Origin of the sequence: Sphingobacterium bambusae (genome assembly GCF_033955345.1) — a bacterium.
GTDB lineage: Bacteria > Bacteroidota > Bacteroidia > Sphingobacteriales > Sphingobacteriaceae > Sphingobacterium > Sphingobacterium bambusae.
In genome coordinates this window covers 3,308,424-3,323,159 of sequence record NZ_CP138332.1, presented here as the reverse complement: position 1 = coordinate 3,323,159, position 14,736 = coordinate 3,308,424, and the positions used below count along the sequence as shown (strand labels likewise).

Genomic DNA, 14,736 nt, shown 5'->3' with positions numbered 1-14,736 from the left:
TAAGAAAAAAACTACCAATCAAATTCTCTATCCTGATCCTGTAAATCATATTGCTCGTGAATTTGGTTGCTGCTATTCGTCGGGGTGACGGTAGTAGAGCTTGCTGCTATGCCCATTTCCATACGCACCGTGGTAACAATACTTTGTGGCGGTGCATAATTTTTTGATTTTTTGTCTTCTGACCGTTTGTTCTTTTGGAGGTTGATGTTCATGTTTTCGCTTATTTATAGGTACTACATTAAATACAAAAGTTCATCACGCAATGGCAACAAATCTTCTTACAGCTCTGTAAAAACCAGCAACAATTTAGCTTGACAGTAATTTTTACAGGCGTAAAAAATCTATCTTTATTAGTAGGTAAACACCGAGACGCTATGCATTGTGTGTAACCACTAAATCCCCGAAAAGTATTTCATAAGCAATCAAAAGTACCTAAAGGATATAAAAACATCTTGCGCGGAACGTATTTTTAATGCCATTCTAATGCAAAACCGTATTTTCCACATCGCAAACGGGGGGTTTAATCGCCTAAATGATCACAGCTTTTTCCCCGCACATCAATGAAGAAACCAACACTTATCTGTTTTTATAGACCGGTACGTACAGTTTAACAGCGATGGAATTTTGTTCAGCTTTTTCCGTTCGTTCCATAATTTCAGATCTATAAGGCGCTTATTTGATGCGTATCAAACACGTACTCATCTCCATAAAAAGTAAACGTTTGGCGGCTTCTATTTTTGTTGAGAGCCATCAAAATTTCCGATTTTTATGTAGATTTGACGTAGGGAACGTAACGGATGTAAGTCAACATTCTCCTATTTATGTGCTGTTTAGCCCGCTAATCTAAAACGGTTTCTAGAACAACGGCAACAATTTTTATAACTTACGAAACAACCAACAAGGTTGTGATCGCGCAACAGATATATTATAATCAGAAATAATGAGCAAAATTTTAGTTACAGGCGGAACCGGATACATCGGATCGCACACGGTGGTGGAACTGCATCATGCAGGCTACACGCCGGTCATCATTGACGATCTTTCCAATTCCAACTTACAGATCTTAGATCAAATCGAAAAAATCATTGGCCTGAAACCTGAGTTTCACCAGTTTGATCTTTGCGACAGCACAAAAGTGGAAGACTTTGTTAAAAACAATCCCGATGTTAGCGGTATCATCCACTTTGCAGCCTCCAAGGCAGTAGGTGAATCTGTCGCAAAACCTTTAAAATATTACCACAACAATTTCTTCTCCCTGATCAATGTGCTACAGGCCTATCAAGGAAAACCCATCAACTTCGTCTTTTCCTCAAGCTGCACCGTATATGGCGAGCCTGATGTGCTTCCCGTAACCGAAACAGCACCGGTAAAAAAAGCGACCTCTCCTTATGGAAACACTAAGCAGATAGCAGAAGAAATTTTGTCCGAAACCGCACTCGCACACGACAACTACAACGTAATTGCCTTACGCTACTTCAATCCTGTTGGAGCGCACGAGTCGGCATTAATTGGCGAACTGCCTTTAGGTGTACCACAGAATCTTCTCCCTTTCATCACACAAACAGCGATCGGAAAAAGAGAAAAGCTCACTGTATTTGGTGGCGATTATGATACGGTTGACGGAAGTTGTGTACGCGACTATATTCATGTGGTGGATCTAGCCAAAGCACACGTAGCAGCAATAAAACTATTGGAAAAAGGAAACCCTAACGGGAGCTACGACGTGTTTAACGTAGGCACCGGCATTGGCTACTCGGTTTTTCAAACCATCGCCGCCTTCGAAAAAGCATCAGGACAGAAATTGAATTACGAAGTTGGTCCGCGCCGCGATGGTGATGTCGTACAGGTATGGGGTGATGTAAACAAATCCAGCGCAGCACTCGGTTGGACAGCGACGCTAGGCATAGACGAGATGATGTCATCCGCTTGGGCTTGGGAAAAATACCTACAAGAAAATCCCTTGGGATAATCTATGATACACAATTAGAGGCGTACAGGTTACGCCTCTAATTTTATATCTTCTGCCTTTTTTCTTCCGTAATATTTGGGATTAAAACTTAGATTCGGTGTTAACCAATAAAGTTGGATGACCCTCGAATACCGAAAATTGAATCCAGCCAACAAAATAGCCAGCAAACAACAAGCAATCAAATATACCCAAGGAGATTCGGACTGCCCCGAAAGCACATAAGTGGCTACACACACGCTAATAAACTGAGCCACATTGAGCGCATAGCTGACAAACATCGACACGTAAAAAAAACCCGGCTCCATCTCAAACTTCAATTGACAATGCGGGCAGTATTTCGCCATTTTTTGGCCTTTCAAGCTCAACAAACTTCCCGCAAACATGGCTCCTGTTCTACAGCGCGGACACTTACATTGCCGTGCTGCCTGAAATTTGCTGATTGTATAGGTTGTTGTATTTTCCATCTTATTTTTGTGTTATATCCATAGATCGCCGAAACTCATCGGGCGTTAGTCCTGTGGCCTTTTTAAAGAATTTTGTAAAGTAGGAGTTATCATTAAAATTGAGTTCATAGGCAATTTCGGACACCGCATAATCATGAATCACCAGTAAGCGCTTAGCCTCGAGCACAACGCGATCACGAATCAATTCTCCAGCAGAAAAACCCAGAAATTCTTTGCTTAACGCATTGAGGTGGTTAGGTGTTATGTACAGCAATGCTGCATATTCTTTTGGTAGGCGTAGTGCGCTATAGTTGACTTCGATCAAATCGATGAAATTACGCAGTAGTGTATGATTATAGAGGTTTTTATCCTGTGCCTTCGGTAGATGCCGTTGTTTCTCCAGCACGTGAAACAAATACAATAACGAAACACGTGCGAAATCAAGGTCATCCACATTATTTAATAGCCGTGCGAAGATATGTAAGACCGCTGCCCGCTCCGACTCTTCCAACACAAATACCTCGTCCTTAACAAGACCTGAAAAGAAGGAGAAATTATGTACATATTCCGGACGCAGGAGGAATGTCTTAAAAAAGTCGCGATCAAAGTTGACCACAAAACCAGCTACATCGTCTCCGAAGTCCCAGGTATGGATCTGACCGGGCGACATAAAATAGAACTGCCATGGCTCGATTTCAAACTGTTCAAAATCGATGCTATGCCTCCCGCTCCCTTCCGTAAAAAGAATAAAATGGTAAAAATTATGCCGATGCGGAAATACAAGATCCTTATTACGGGCCAAATAAACTGTCAGCTCTTCCACCATCAGCCCCCCAAGCTGAAGGCTATTTGTGACGGTACATTGCGCTATGACAGGTATTTTTGAGGTCATATACAAAGGTATCGCCATTTTACCAAAATCAATGGTAGATTTTCAACCAATAATGGTACTTTTTAAGGATTGAATCGTTTTCAGGAATCGGCAACCTCTGCATGAATTTCCGATTCCAGCATTTACTTCCTATTTTTAAGCTTTTAGATCGATACACATCGCACATGAGCCTGCATAAACAACCCGAATTAAAGGACGCTGTCCTCAACCTACCGCAAAAGGAAAAGGACAAGCTGTTGGTACGCCTCGTCAGCAAGGACAAGATGCTCATGAAGCAGTTACATTTTCAGTTGCTAGAAAACAAGGATGACCTAGAAGATCGTATTGAAAACCTCAAGGAATCGATCCACGATCTCTTTTCGGCGAACCGCCATTCCATCAAAAATATTCCGCAATATAGCAACTACCGAGAGCTTCAAGCTTTACTCCGGCAGGGCAGCGGGCTGATCAATGAACACGAGAAAGTTACCAAGGACAAATACAGCGAAATGGAATGCCGCATCTTTTTGTTAAAAGAAGCCTTTGAACAGTTTCCACGTCTATTCGAGGCTTCCGCTGTACATGCTGCATTCAAACTACAGCTCTATGTAAAGGCACGCCTGAAAACCACGGCTGGTAAATTTGACAAACTACACGAAGACCTACAGTTCGACCTTAGCGATGATATGCAACAGGTGCTCGATTTTGCTCAAACGCAGCATTTGATGTAAACGTTGAACGGCATTTTGTATCACAACTCGCCATGTTTCCCAACCCCTTATTCTGCTTTGCACTAATAATTTTCTTAAATTCGCAAAAAAGAAAAGGTATCACGTGGGTATACAAGAGGTCATAGAAAAATATACGCAAAGCGAACAGGTAACAACATTGGTCAAGGCCATACAGGCCAAAAATCCTAAAATACAACTCAAGGGGCTGGTCGGCTCATCCGACGCTATGGTTGCAGCAGCGGCCTACAAATTGCAAGAGCGCCCCTTTGTTTTCGTTCTTCCCACACATGAAGATGCCTCCTATTTTCTGAGTGATCTGGAAAGCATATTGGATAAACAGATCCTATTTTTCCCAGCCTCCTTTCGCAAGGCCTATGAGTTTACACAGATCGACGCTTCCCATGTGCTGCAGCGTGCAGAAACCTTGAGCGCCCTCAACCATACCTCGGAGCTGCCAAAGATGGTCGTCACCTATCCGGAGGCCATTGCCGAGAAGGTTATTAATAGAGATGATCTCGACAAGAACACCCTAGCCATCACGGAACATAGCAAGCTCAGCATCGAATTCATCAATGAGTTTCTCTATGAGTATGATTTCGATCGGGTAGACTTCGTGTATGAACCGGGACAATTCGCTATTCGCGGCGGCATTGTCGACATCTTTTCTTTTTCCAACGACCTACCCTACCGCATCGAATTTTTCGGTGACGATATCGAAAGCATCCGAACCTTCGACATTGAATCGCAACTATCTGTCAGTAAAATGCATACCGTCACGATCGTGCCCAATGTACAGGCTAAATTCCTGAGCAATAACCATATTTCCTTGTTGGAATATGTCGATCGCGATACTGTCTTTTGGCATAAGGACATACAGTTTATGATGGATGTCCTTAAAGACGGATACAAAAAAGCGGCGGAGTTTTGGAAGGCCCTACCGGAGAAAGATATTAAAGCGAATACGGAGTGGGTGGATCCGCGGGTGACCTTCACCAACGAGCGCACCTTCAGTGAGATGCTGTTTGAATTTCCTAACATCGAGTTTGGCAAGCAGTTTTACTACAAGGCAGATCACACAATCCTTTTCGACACCCATCCGCAGCCTTCCTTCAACAAAGATTTCAACCTGCTCATCCATAATTTCAAAGAAAACGAAAAGCAGCGAATCAGCAACCTGATCTTTTCCGACTCGACCAAACAGATCGAGCGTATCTTCGCCATTTTGGAGGACATTGATAAATCAACGACTTTTATTCCCATACACCGTGGGCTGCGTGAAGGCTTTCGGGATGACAGCATTAAATTAGCCTGCTATACCGATCATCAGGTATTTGACCGCTATTACAAATACAAGCGCAAGAAAGGCTATGAACGCTCACAGGCCATTACCCTGAAAGATCTGCGCGACCTAAAACCGGGCGACTATATCACCCATATAGACCATGGTGTGGGAAAATATGCCGGCTTGGAGAAAGTGGAAGTAAACGGAAAGACGCAAGAGATGATTCGCTTGATCTATGCCGACAATGACCTGCTCTATGTCAATATAAACTCCCTAAACCGCATTTCGAAATATTCGGGCAAGGAAGGCACACTGCCAAAAATGAATAAACTGGGTACGGATGCTTGGGATAAACTAAAAAAGACCACCAAGAAAAAGGTCAAAGATATCGCCCGCGATCTAATCAAACTCTATGCGAAGCGAAAAGCGCAAACAGGTAATGCATTTAGTCCCGACAGCTACCTGCAGAACGAACTGGAAGCCTCCTTCATTTACGAGGACACACCGGATCAGGAAAAAGCAACAAACGATGTAAAGCGAGACATGGAATCGCCTCATCCGATGGATCGACTGGTCTGTGGCGATGTAGGATTTGGAAAAACAGAGGTTGCCATTCGTGCAGCATTCAAGGCCGTTGCCGACAGCAAGCAGGTTGCCGTGCTGGTACCCACAACGATCCTTGCTCTACAGCACTTCCGAACCTTCAGCGAACGTCTGAAAGGATTCCCGGCGAACATTGATTATATCAACCGGTTCAAATCTTCCAAGCAAATCAAGGAGACCTTAAAAAAATTGGAGGCGGGCGAAGTGGATATTATCATCGGTACGCACCGTTTGGTCAGCAAGGATGTAAAGTTCAAGGAGCTTGGGCTGATGATCATCGATGAGGAACAAAAATTTGGCGTATCGGTCAAAGAGAAGCTTAAAGTGATGCGTGCCAATGTAGATTCGTTGACGCTAACAGCGACACCAATCCCACGTACGCTACATTTCTCGCTGATGGGTGCCCGAGATCTGAGCATTATCTCTACCCCTCCGCCAAACCGGCAACCGGTACAAACGGAGTTGCACGTGTTCAACGAAACGCTTATCCAAGAATCTGTCGCTTTCGAGCTGGACCGCAACGGACAGGTATTTTTCATCCATAACCGGGTGGCCGATCTCAAGCAATTGGGTTTGATGATCCAAAAGTTGGTGCCCGGCGCGCGCGTGGGCATAGCACATGGGCAGCTGGAAGGCGACGATCTGGAAGATGTAATGCTCAAGTTTATCAACCATGAGTTTGATGTGCTGGTAGCCACCACCATCATTGAGGCAGGGCTCGACATTCCCAATGCCAATACCATTATCATCAACCATGCCCATATGTTTGGCCTCAGCGACCTACACCAGATGCGCGGACGCGTAGGCCGATCCAACAAAAAAGCATTCTGTTATCTTTTGAGCCCACCACTATCCACCTTGACAAATGAAGCTTACAAACGGCTTTCAGCGTTGGAAGAATTTTCCGAGCTGGGATCCGGCTTTAATGTAGCTATGCGCGATTTGGATATACGCGGATCGGGCAATCTACTCGGTGCCGAGCAATCTGGATTTATTGCCGAAATAGGCTTTGAGATGTACAACAAAATCTTGGATGAGGCCGTGCAGGAGCTAAAGGACGACGAATTCGGAGAGCTGTTTGCCGATGATAAAAATAGAAAGTACGTCAACTTTACGCAGATCGATACAGATCTCGAGGTGATGATTCCCGACGAGTATGTCACCAATATCGGCGAGCGTTACAACCTCTATAACGAAATTGCTAAACTGGAAAATGATCAACAGCTTGCTAGCTTCCAAAAAGAACTGGAAGACCGCTTCGGCCCTATCCCAGCACCCGTTTTTGAACTTTTCAATACGTTACGCCTACAGTGGCTGGGCAAGCAGATCGGCTTCGAAAAGATATCCTACAAGAAAAATGTCCTGAAAGGATACTTCCTTAACAACCCAAAATCCAGCTATTTCGAATCCGATCAATTTGGTAAGGTATTGGCATTTGTGCAGGCACATCCGCACATTTCCAATCTCAAAGAGGTGAAGAACCAACTGCGCCTCGCCTTAAACAATGTGAACAATATTGACTACGCGCTCAACTTATTGAGCAAAATGGTTTAACGATCCTTGCTATGCTTAGCAAAAGAATGAAAGAGCTATGACAGGTTTAGCTCTTCCATTTTTTTACTTCTAACTATTTCCTGATCAAGCACACAATAATCTACCTAAACAGTAGATTTTTTATTAGCTTTGGTATAAATCAACACTTTCATGAAGAAGTTAGAAACCATGCTTATCCATCAGGGCAATCAATATAATACAACCAAAGCGGTTGCCTCGCCTATATTCCAAACGTCCACCTACCTTGCCGATACAGATCTTTCAGCCTACATAGAGGCGGCTACAGCGACCAAGCATCCCGAATTTTACCATCGGCATGGAAACCCGACAAACAGCCAAGTAGCGGAAATCATAGCCAAGCTAGAGCAAACCGAAGATGCGCTGGTACTAGCTACCGGCATGGCTGCCATAAGCACCGCTATACTTGCTGTGGTGAAAGCCGGCGATCACATCGTCGCACAACATGCACACTATTCTGGGACTACACTGTTCTTAAAAGAATTCCTAAGCGATTATGGCGTAGAGGTGACCCATATCGACCAAACCGACAATCAAGCTTTTGAAAGCGCGATACGCCCCAATACAAAGCTTATCTATGTTGAAACGCCATCAAATCCAAATTTAGACATCACTGATCTCACCTTCGTGGCCGCCCTCGGCAAGAAACATGGCATCACTACCATGGCAGATAATACCTTTGCTTCCCCCATCAATCAACGGCCTGCGGCATACGGCATCGATGTGGTGTTGCATAGTGCCACCAAGTATCTTGGTGGGCACAGCGATCTCACGGCAGGTGTTGTTTGTGGTTCTCAGGAGTATATCGAGCGTGTTTGGCGTCGTTCACTAGTGTTAGGCGCTTCGCTTAGCCCTTTTGATTCCTGGTTATTATTGCGTGGACTCAAAACACTGGCGTTGCGCGTTCGGCAGATCAACGAAAATGCGCTGGCCTTAGCAAAATGGTTGGAACAAAGCACACTTATCAAGAAAGTACGCTATGTGGGATTACCAAACCATCCGCAATATGCCTTAGCTCGCAAACAGATGCAGGGCTTTACGGGCATGCTTTGTATAGAAGTTGAGGGGCAAAATGAGGAACAAGAATATCAACGCGCGCAGATTATATTGAGCAAGCTGCAAGTCTTCATCAATGCAGCTAGTTTAGGTGGTGTAGAATCGTTGATCGTGCACCCCGCCAGCATGTGGGGCAGTCATCATTCCTCAACACAAAAGCAAACCTCCGGCATCACCCGCGGCATGTTGCGAATATCCGTGGGCATAGAGCATATCGATGATCTTATCGCCGACTTCCAGCAGGCATTCGAACATATTCAGAAATAATAGATAAAAGGAAATCTAACGCGACTTTTACCTCTTTCGTTAACAGCTTACGCGTAAAAAAACCAAGGGGCTTGCACCTGAATATGCAAACCCCTCGGCTTTTAGTTCTTATTTAGCTTACAAACTAAATTTGTAAATCGACTTTGTCGTATACGTTTGTCCGGGCTCCAAAACGGTAGAGGCAAAACTCGTTTGATTCGGCGCATCTGGGAAGTGCTGCGTTTCCAAACACAATCCTGTGCGGAAGGCATCTTTTTTGCCGTTCTTCAAGGTCACCTTCTCGGCCATAAAATTCCCGCTATAAAACTGCAAACCAGGCTCTTCGGTATAAATATCCATCTTGATCCCTGTTTTATCACCAATTAAGGTAGCAGCGTGGTTTAGCTGATCCACTTTATCGCCGCGAAGCACAAAATTGTGGTCATATCCTCCGCCATAGCGCAATTGCTCGTCCTTCTGCTCAATATCACGACCAATGGTCTTAGCCTGTGAGAAATCAAAGGGCGTACCTTTTACAGCCGCCAATTCGCCGGTGGGAATCAAGGTGCTATCTACAGGCGTATATTGATCGCCATAGATTTGCAAGCTATGGTTCAAGATGGTACCACTACCCTCACCATTCAAGTTGAAATAAGCATGATTCGTCAGGTTTACCACGGTTTTCTTATCCGTCGTCGCGCTATAGGCAATCTCCAATGCATTGTCATCTGTCAACGTGTAGGTCACAGTCATGGCAATATTCCCGGGAAAACCCTCATTTTTGTCTGGCAGTGTGTAGGAAAAGGTCAACTTATTCTCGCCTTCCTGCTTTCCTTCCCAAGCAGCAAAATGCACGCCTTTAAATCCACCGTGTAAGGTGTTTGCTCCATTATTCGTGGGCAGGGTGAACTCTTCCCCATCTAAGGAGAATTTGCCTTTAGCGATACGGTTACCAAAAGGCCCTACAATCGTTCCATAATAAGGTTCCTCCGGATTGTGGTAATCCACGGCCTTGTTAAATCCAAGCACAACATCTGTTAATTTCCCATCCTTATCAGGCACCCAAAGCGAGACAATACGCGCGCCAAAATTGGTAAAGGTAGCCTTTGCCCCCTTGCTATTCTGCAAGGTGAACAGCTTAGCCTCCTGACCGTCGATCGTGGCGGTAAAGCCGCTGTCCGAAAGCTCGGTATCCGTTGTAGTTTTGTTCGCTTGATTTTGGCAAGCCGTCCAAGAAAGGCTCGTCGCCAAGCCTATTAACAGCAATGTTTTTTTCATCATGGGATTTATTAAGGTTTATATCAATATTTCCGTTCCGTTGGATGGAACTACTTTTATGGCTGTCAAATCCAGCCCAAATTTCGACTGGTATATGGGTGTCAATCGCTCGATAAGGAGGTCTTGAAAGGATTTCTTTACTAGATTGATGGTACAGCCGCCAAAGCCGCCACCCATCATACGCGCACCGAGTACCTCCGGAAATTCACGTACATACTCCACCAAGAAGTCCAACTCGGGGCAACTTACTTCATATTCTTTGCTCAGGCCTTCATGTGCACGAAACAGCTGCCGTCCCAATTCCTCCAGATCGCCACGCTCCAACGCTGCGCAGGCATCGTTCAAGCGTTGGTTTTCCTCGACCACAAAGCGGCTTTTCGTGTAGATATCCGCATCAACGGATTGAACAAGCTCATCCAGCATGGCTACCGATACATCCCGCAAGCTATTCACCGCCGGATACTTCGCTTGCACCAAGCGCACACCCTCCTCACAGGATTCCCGTCGGTCGTTGTAGGCCGATGACGCTAGCGAATGCTTCACATTCGTATTCAACAAAAGAATAGCGTAGTCACCAAGCTCCAAAGGGGTGTATGCGAAAGAAAGATCACGACAATCCAGTTTCACCACATGCCCAGCCTTGCTCATAACCGAGGCAAACTGATCCATAATACCACATTTTACTCCTGCATAGGTATGCTCGGCCAACTGTCCTATCTTGGCAATATCCACTCGCTGCAACTGCAGATCAAAAAGCACATTCAAGGCAAAGCCAGCGGCACATTCCAAGGCTGCCGATGAAGATAATCCTGCACCTAAGGGTACGTCGCCATCAACATACATATTAAAGCCTCCCACAGGCAGGCCACGCTCAAGCAGTTGGTTCACTACCCCCAAGATGTAGTTTGGCCAGCCCTCTTCCACCGGTTTGATATCGCTCAATGCGAGCTCAAAATAGGCTTTAAAATCCTCGGCATAAAGGCGAATAAGGTCATCTTCTCTTTTGCCTACCGCTACATAGATAGCCTTGTCAATTGCCGTAGGCAACACAAAACCTTCATTATAATCAGTATGCTCGCCGATGATGTTGATCCTGCCCGGCGAACGCACGACATGCGTAGGTTTACTGTCAAAAACGTCGTTATATCTTTGTTCTAGTTGTTCTTTGGAAATCATGTTACTGTGCTTTGTAATGTACCGTTGCTTGTTGTTTTAAGGTATCTGCGGCCTGTTCTGGTGTGATATCACGTTGCGGGTTGGCCAACATCTCGTAGCCGACCATAAACTTCTTTACTGTTGCAGAACGCAACAAGGGCGGATAAAAATGCATATGCCAATGCCATTCTGGCTGATCGCCGCTATTGACTGGCGCTTGGTGCATACCCGCTGAATACGGGAAAGACGTCTTGAAAATATTATCGTAGCGAATGGTCAACTCCTGCAAGGTCTTGGCCAGATCTTCCTTCTCTGCTTCGGTAAATTCTAGGATGGAAGGCACAGCACGTTTACTGATGATCATGGTTTCGTAAGGCCAAGCCGCCCAAAAAGGCACCAGTGCCACGAAATGTTCATTGTTCACGATGATACGTTCGTCCTTTTTCAATTCAAGAGCCAGATAATCCTGTAATAAGGTGCGGCTGTTTTTTTGGAAATAGATAGCTTGCTGCTCGCTTTCCTTCTGTATCTCGACGGGCAGGGAGCTTTGCGCCCAAATTTGCCCATGCGGATGCGGATTGCTACAGCCCATAATACTGCCTTTGTTCTCGAAAATCTGAATGTACTTGATCCAGTCGTGTTCAGCAAGTTCGCGGAATTCCCGTTGCCATAGATCGACAACGGCCTTGATCTCTGTCGGACTCATCTGCGGCAAAGTCAGGTCGTGCCTTGGCGAAAAGGATATCACCTTACAGATTCCGCGTTCGGCTTCTGCCTGTAGCAGATTGTCCTCATTGAAGGTATCCAAGGAGCTGTCTTCCAATAAAGCTGAAAAGTCGTTGACAAAGACAAAACTGTCTTTATAATCTGGATTGATAGTACCGTCGGCCCGGGCATTGCCGGGGCATAAATAACATTTGGGATCGTACTGCGGACGATCATCCGGAGCTAAATCTTCTACTTGTCCCTGCCACGGACGCTTGCTGCGATGTGGTGAAACCAAGATATACTCCCCTGTTAATAGGTTTTTACGTTTGTGTGGTTGTTCTGAAAAATTAAGCATGGCTAGATTTTTATAAATATCTCCTTTTTAAATTAGAAATCAAAAAAAAGCCTATGAAAAACATAGGCTTAACAAGAATTTAAATATTCTTTAAGATATAAGTGGCTTATTCCCCTTGATCAGCTCAAATATCGTGATCTCGGGCAGAATGCCCACCCGACCGGGATAACCTAAAAATCCATAACCTACATTGACATAAAGCTGCTGCTTTTGTTCTTCATACAAACCCGCCCACTCCTTATAGATATATTTGACAGGGCTCCACTGGAAATGCTCCCCGCGTACACCGAATTGCATCCCGTGGGTGTGTCCGGCAAACATCACGTCAACATCGGTATCCAACACCTGCGCACGCCAATGCGATGGATCATGCGACAACAACAATTTCACGGCAGATTCCTCCGTGCCCAGCAAAGCTTTCTTGAGATCGCCCTTCTTGGGGAAGCGAAGTCCTGCACCCCAATTTTGCACGCCCACAATCGCTAATTGATCGCCGCCCATGGTCAACATCCGGTGTTCATCCATCAGCAGATCCCATCCCATAACTTTATGGGTATCAATCAGGTCTTGTAGGTTCTTGCGTTTGGCCGGTGAATCTTCCTTACCGTAGTAATAATCTCCATAATCATGGTTTCCCAAAACGGAGAAAACACCCAAATCAGCCTTCACTTTAGCAAAGATATCCTGGTAGTCGCGCATTTCAGGCGCCACATTATTCACCAAATCACCGGTAAAAAATATGGCATCTGGCTTTTCACCCAACAGCATTTCTACGCCACCCAATACCGCTTTCTTATTGTAGAACGATCCAGAGTGCACATCAGAAATCTGTCCAATCCGTAGCCCATGAAAAGACGCTGGCAAGTCTGGGAGATAAAGCTTCTGCCGGCGAACACGATAGTCATATCCTCCAGAAATAATCCCCCAAGATAGCGGAATGATTGGCAGCGAGGCCACGATAAGGCCTGACTTGGTTAAAAATTCCGATCGCGTGATGCCATTACGCGGTGCATCCGGCAATGTTTCTTCTGAGGATTTAGCTACGGGCACCTCTTCGGTGTTGCTTTTTGCAGGAACAAAAAGCCGAGCTATCCATAATCCGCCGCGGCGCAAGTCATCGATCAGCAAAATAAGAATGAAGATAAACTTACATACCGCGGTCATAAAAAATGCGACAAGTACCACAGAACGTATAGAAAGCGGAAGATCAAAACTTGTGGAGATCAACAGACCTAAAAGCAAGCCAACAGAATAGGCCCACCATATAATAGAGAACCACTTCTTCTTGACCAGCTTAATTTTCGTCGCGCGTAGCGCAAAGAAAATATAGAAATCAAAGCATAGCAGTAATATCGCATTAAATATCAGCATCGTATCAATTTTAACCTTGTGCAAGACGTTTGAGGACGCCTATCCATTTTGGGTCGTCATTGAGGCTTTCCACCATGGCCACCTCTTCTCCGCCCAGTTCTTTAAATTCATTCGCGTATTCCACTTGGATCTCATCCAAGGTTTCAATACAATCGGCCACAAAAGCCGGACTGAACACCAAGAGTTTCTTCACGCCTTTTTCTGCCAATTGATGCAAGGTATCCGAGGTATAAGGCTGTATCCAAGGTGTCTTGCCCAATCGAGATTGGAAGCATAGGGTGTAGCGATCTTCAGAAAGCCCCAGTTTGGAAGCAATCATACGTGTGGTCGCATAACATTGCGAGAGGTAACAGTAGCTTTTCTTTTCCACGCGGCAGCTGTCACATCCCCTATCGGGACAGCTCAGCTCGCCAGAAGGATCAACCTTTCCCAGTTGCCTAACAGGCAAACCGTGGTAGCTGAACAGGATATGATCATAATAATCTATATCGTGGCGCTTAGCATGGTCCGCATAGGTTTCACACATCTCCTCGTCGTCGCAGTAGTTGCTCACGAAGGATACCTGCGGAAAATACTGCCAAGTACGCATCACCTCCATCACCCTGTCAATCACCGATCCGCTAGTAGCCGAGGCATATTGCGGAAAAAGTGGAATTACGCGGATAGACTCCAGCATCATGGATTCCATATTTTTCAGGGCATGAGCAATGGAAGGATTTTGATAGCGCATAGCGAGCTCCACATGGTATTCATCGCCCAATTCCTGTTGCAGCAAATCGCGTTGTAGCTCGCTATAGTACATCAAAGGCGAGCCCGTTTTTTCATCCCATATCGTGCGGTAGGTAGCTGCAGATTTCGGTGCTCGGCGGGGAACAATAAGACCTTTTACCAATAAGGTTCGGCCAACGATAGGAATATCGATTACCCGCGGATCCATCAAAAATTCTGTCAAATATCTACGCACATCGGGCGTGGTGGGGGCGTCGGGCGTGCCAAGTTGCACTAAAAGAACCCCCTTCGTCGCGCTCTTACTCATTAATACAAAAATAATTATTATTTATAGGAACCGTGGATAGGTATTTGAAAATGAGACTAA

Annotated in this window: 12 protein-coding genes; 4 read left to right on the top strand and 8 right to left on the bottom strand. The window is 45.3% G+C overall.

What is annotated here, in order from left to right; all coding sequences use genetic code 11:
• Window positions 1-11: 11 nt before the first annotated feature.
• Window positions 12-212, bottom strand: coding sequence for a hypothetical protein (locus SCB77_RS13770; protein WP_320182587.1), 201 nt, complete (start codon window positions 210-212; stop codon window positions 12-14).
• Between the two features lie 728 nt (window positions 213-940).
• On the opposite strand from SCB77_RS13770, the gene galE reads away from it, so the two are divergent.
• On the top strand, window positions 941-1,969 hold the full coding sequence (gene galE / locus SCB77_RS13765) for a UDP-glucose 4-epimerase GalE (RefSeq protein ID WP_320182586.1): 1,029 nt from the start codon (window positions 941-943) through the stop codon (window positions 1,967-1,969).
• 29 nt (window positions 1,970-1,998) lie between these two features.
• Here galE and SCB77_RS13760 read toward each other — a convergent pair whose 3' ends face one another.
• Both SCB77_RS13760 and SCB77_RS13755 read right to left on the bottom strand, forming a co-directional pair.
• Complete coding sequence (locus tag SCB77_RS13760; RefSeq protein WP_320182585.1) at window positions 1,999-2,433, bottom strand: DUF983 domain-containing protein; 435 nt, start codon at window positions 2,431-2,433, stop codon at window positions 1,999-2,001.
• A 1-nt stretch (window position 2,434) separates the two neighbouring features.
• Window positions 2,435-3,304, bottom strand: coding sequence for a helix-turn-helix domain-containing protein (locus SCB77_RS13755; protein WP_320182584.1), 870 nt, complete (start codon window positions 3,302-3,304; stop codon window positions 2,435-2,437).
• A gap of 164 nt (window positions 3,305-3,468) precedes the next feature.
• On the opposite strand from SCB77_RS13755, the gene SCB77_RS13750 reads away from it, so the two are divergent.
• The 3 genes from SCB77_RS13750 (at window position 3,469) to SCB77_RS13740 (ending at window position 8,794) form a co-directional block, all read left to right on the top strand.
• Complete coding sequence (locus SCB77_RS13750; protein WP_320182583.1) at window positions 3,469-4,014, top strand: hypothetical protein; 546 nt, start codon at window positions 3,469-3,471, stop codon at window positions 4,012-4,014.
• Between the two features lie 103 nt (window positions 4,015-4,117).
• Window positions 4,118-7,453 (top strand): transcription-repair coupling factor, encoded by a 3,336-nt coding sequence (gene mfd, locus SCB77_RS13745; RefSeq protein WP_320182582.1) that lies wholly within the window; start codon window positions 4,118-4,120, stop codon window positions 7,451-7,453.
• Window positions 7,454-7,603: 150 nt separating this feature from the next.
• The gene (locus tag SCB77_RS13740) at window positions 7,604-8,794 is read left to right on the top strand and encodes a trans-sulfuration enzyme family protein (protein WP_320182581.1); all 1,191 of its coding nucleotides are present in this window, start codon (window positions 7,604-7,606) and stop codon (window positions 8,792-8,794) included.
• 117 nt (window positions 8,795-8,911) lie between these two features.
• Here SCB77_RS13740 and SCB77_RS13735 read toward each other — a convergent pair whose 3' ends face one another.
• The 5 genes from SCB77_RS13735 to hemH all read right to left on the bottom strand — a co-directional run bounded on the left by SCB77_RS13735 (window position 8,912) and on the right by hemH (window position 14,676).
• Complete coding sequence (locus SCB77_RS13735) at window positions 8,912-10,054, bottom strand: aldose epimerase family protein (RefSeq protein ID WP_320182580.1); 1,143 nt, start codon at window positions 10,052-10,054, stop codon at window positions 8,912-8,914.
• 15 nt (window positions 10,055-10,069) lie between these two features.
• Window positions 10,070-11,227, bottom strand: coding sequence for a galactokinase (galK, locus tag SCB77_RS13730; RefSeq protein ID WP_320182579.1), 1,158 nt, complete (start codon window positions 11,225-11,227; stop codon window positions 10,070-10,072).
• A gap of 1 nt (window position 11,228) precedes the next feature.
• Window positions 11,229-12,269 carry a UDP-glucose--hexose-1-phosphate uridylyltransferase gene (locus SCB77_RS13725; protein WP_320182578.1) on the bottom strand — a complete coding sequence of 347 codons (1,041 nt, stop codon included), beginning with the start codon at window positions 12,267-12,269 and terminating at the stop codon, window positions 11,229-11,231.
• A gap of 90 nt (window positions 12,270-12,359) precedes the next feature.
• Window positions 12,360-13,640, bottom strand: a complete 1,281-nt coding sequence (locus SCB77_RS13720; protein ID WP_320182577.1) for a metallophosphoesterase — start codon at window positions 13,638-13,640, stop codon at window positions 12,360-12,362.
• A 10-nt stretch (window positions 13,641-13,650) separates the two neighbouring features.
• Entirely contained in the window at window positions 13,651-14,676 is a 1,026-nt protein-coding gene (gene hemH / locus SCB77_RS13715; protein WP_320182576.1) for a ferrochelatase, read from the bottom strand.
• Between the last annotated feature and the right edge of the window lie 60 nt (window positions 14,677-14,736).

Excerpts from the sequence above, each read along its gene's own strand:
- SCB77_RS13720 (WP_320182577.1), bottom strand. The coding sequence starts at position 13,640 with ATGCTGATATTTAATGCGATATTACTGCTATGCTTTGATTTCTATATT.
- SCB77_RS13725 (WP_320182578.1), bottom strand. The coding sequence starts at position 12,269 with ATGCTTAATTTTTCAGAACAACCACACAAACGTAAAAACCTATTAACA.
- galK (WP_320182579.1), bottom strand. The coding sequence starts at position 11,227 with ATGATTTCCAAAGAACAACTAGAACAAAGATATAACGACGTTTTTGAC.
- SCB77_RS13750 (WP_320182583.1), top strand. The coding sequence starts at position 3,469 with ATGAGCCTGCATAAACAACCCGAATTAAAGGACGCTGTCCTCAACCTA.
- galE (WP_320182586.1), top strand. The coding sequence starts at position 941 with ATGAGCAAAATTTTAGTTACAGGCGGAACCGGATACATCGGATCGCAC.
- SCB77_RS13755 (WP_320182584.1), bottom strand. The coding sequence starts at position 3,304 with ATGACCTCAAAAATACCTGTCATAGCGCAATGTACCGTCACAAATAGC.
- SCB77_RS13740 (WP_320182581.1), top strand. The coding sequence starts at position 7,604 with ATGAAGAAGTTAGAAACCATGCTTATCCATCAGGGCAATCAATATAAT.
- hemH (WP_320182576.1), bottom strand. The coding sequence starts at position 14,676 with ATGAGTAAGAGCGCGACGAAGGGGGTTCTTTTAGTGCAACTTGGCACG.
- SCB77_RS13770 (WP_320182587.1), bottom strand. The coding sequence starts at position 212 with ATGAACATCAACCTCCAAAAGAACAAACGGTCAGAAGACAAAAAATCA.
- SCB77_RS13760 (WP_320182585.1), bottom strand. The coding sequence starts at position 2,433 with ATGGAAAATACAACAACCTATACAATCAGCAAATTTCAGGCAGCACGG.
- SCB77_RS13735 (WP_320182580.1), bottom strand. The coding sequence starts at position 10,054 with ATGATGAAAAAAACATTGCTGTTAATAGGCTTGGCGACGAGCCTTTCT.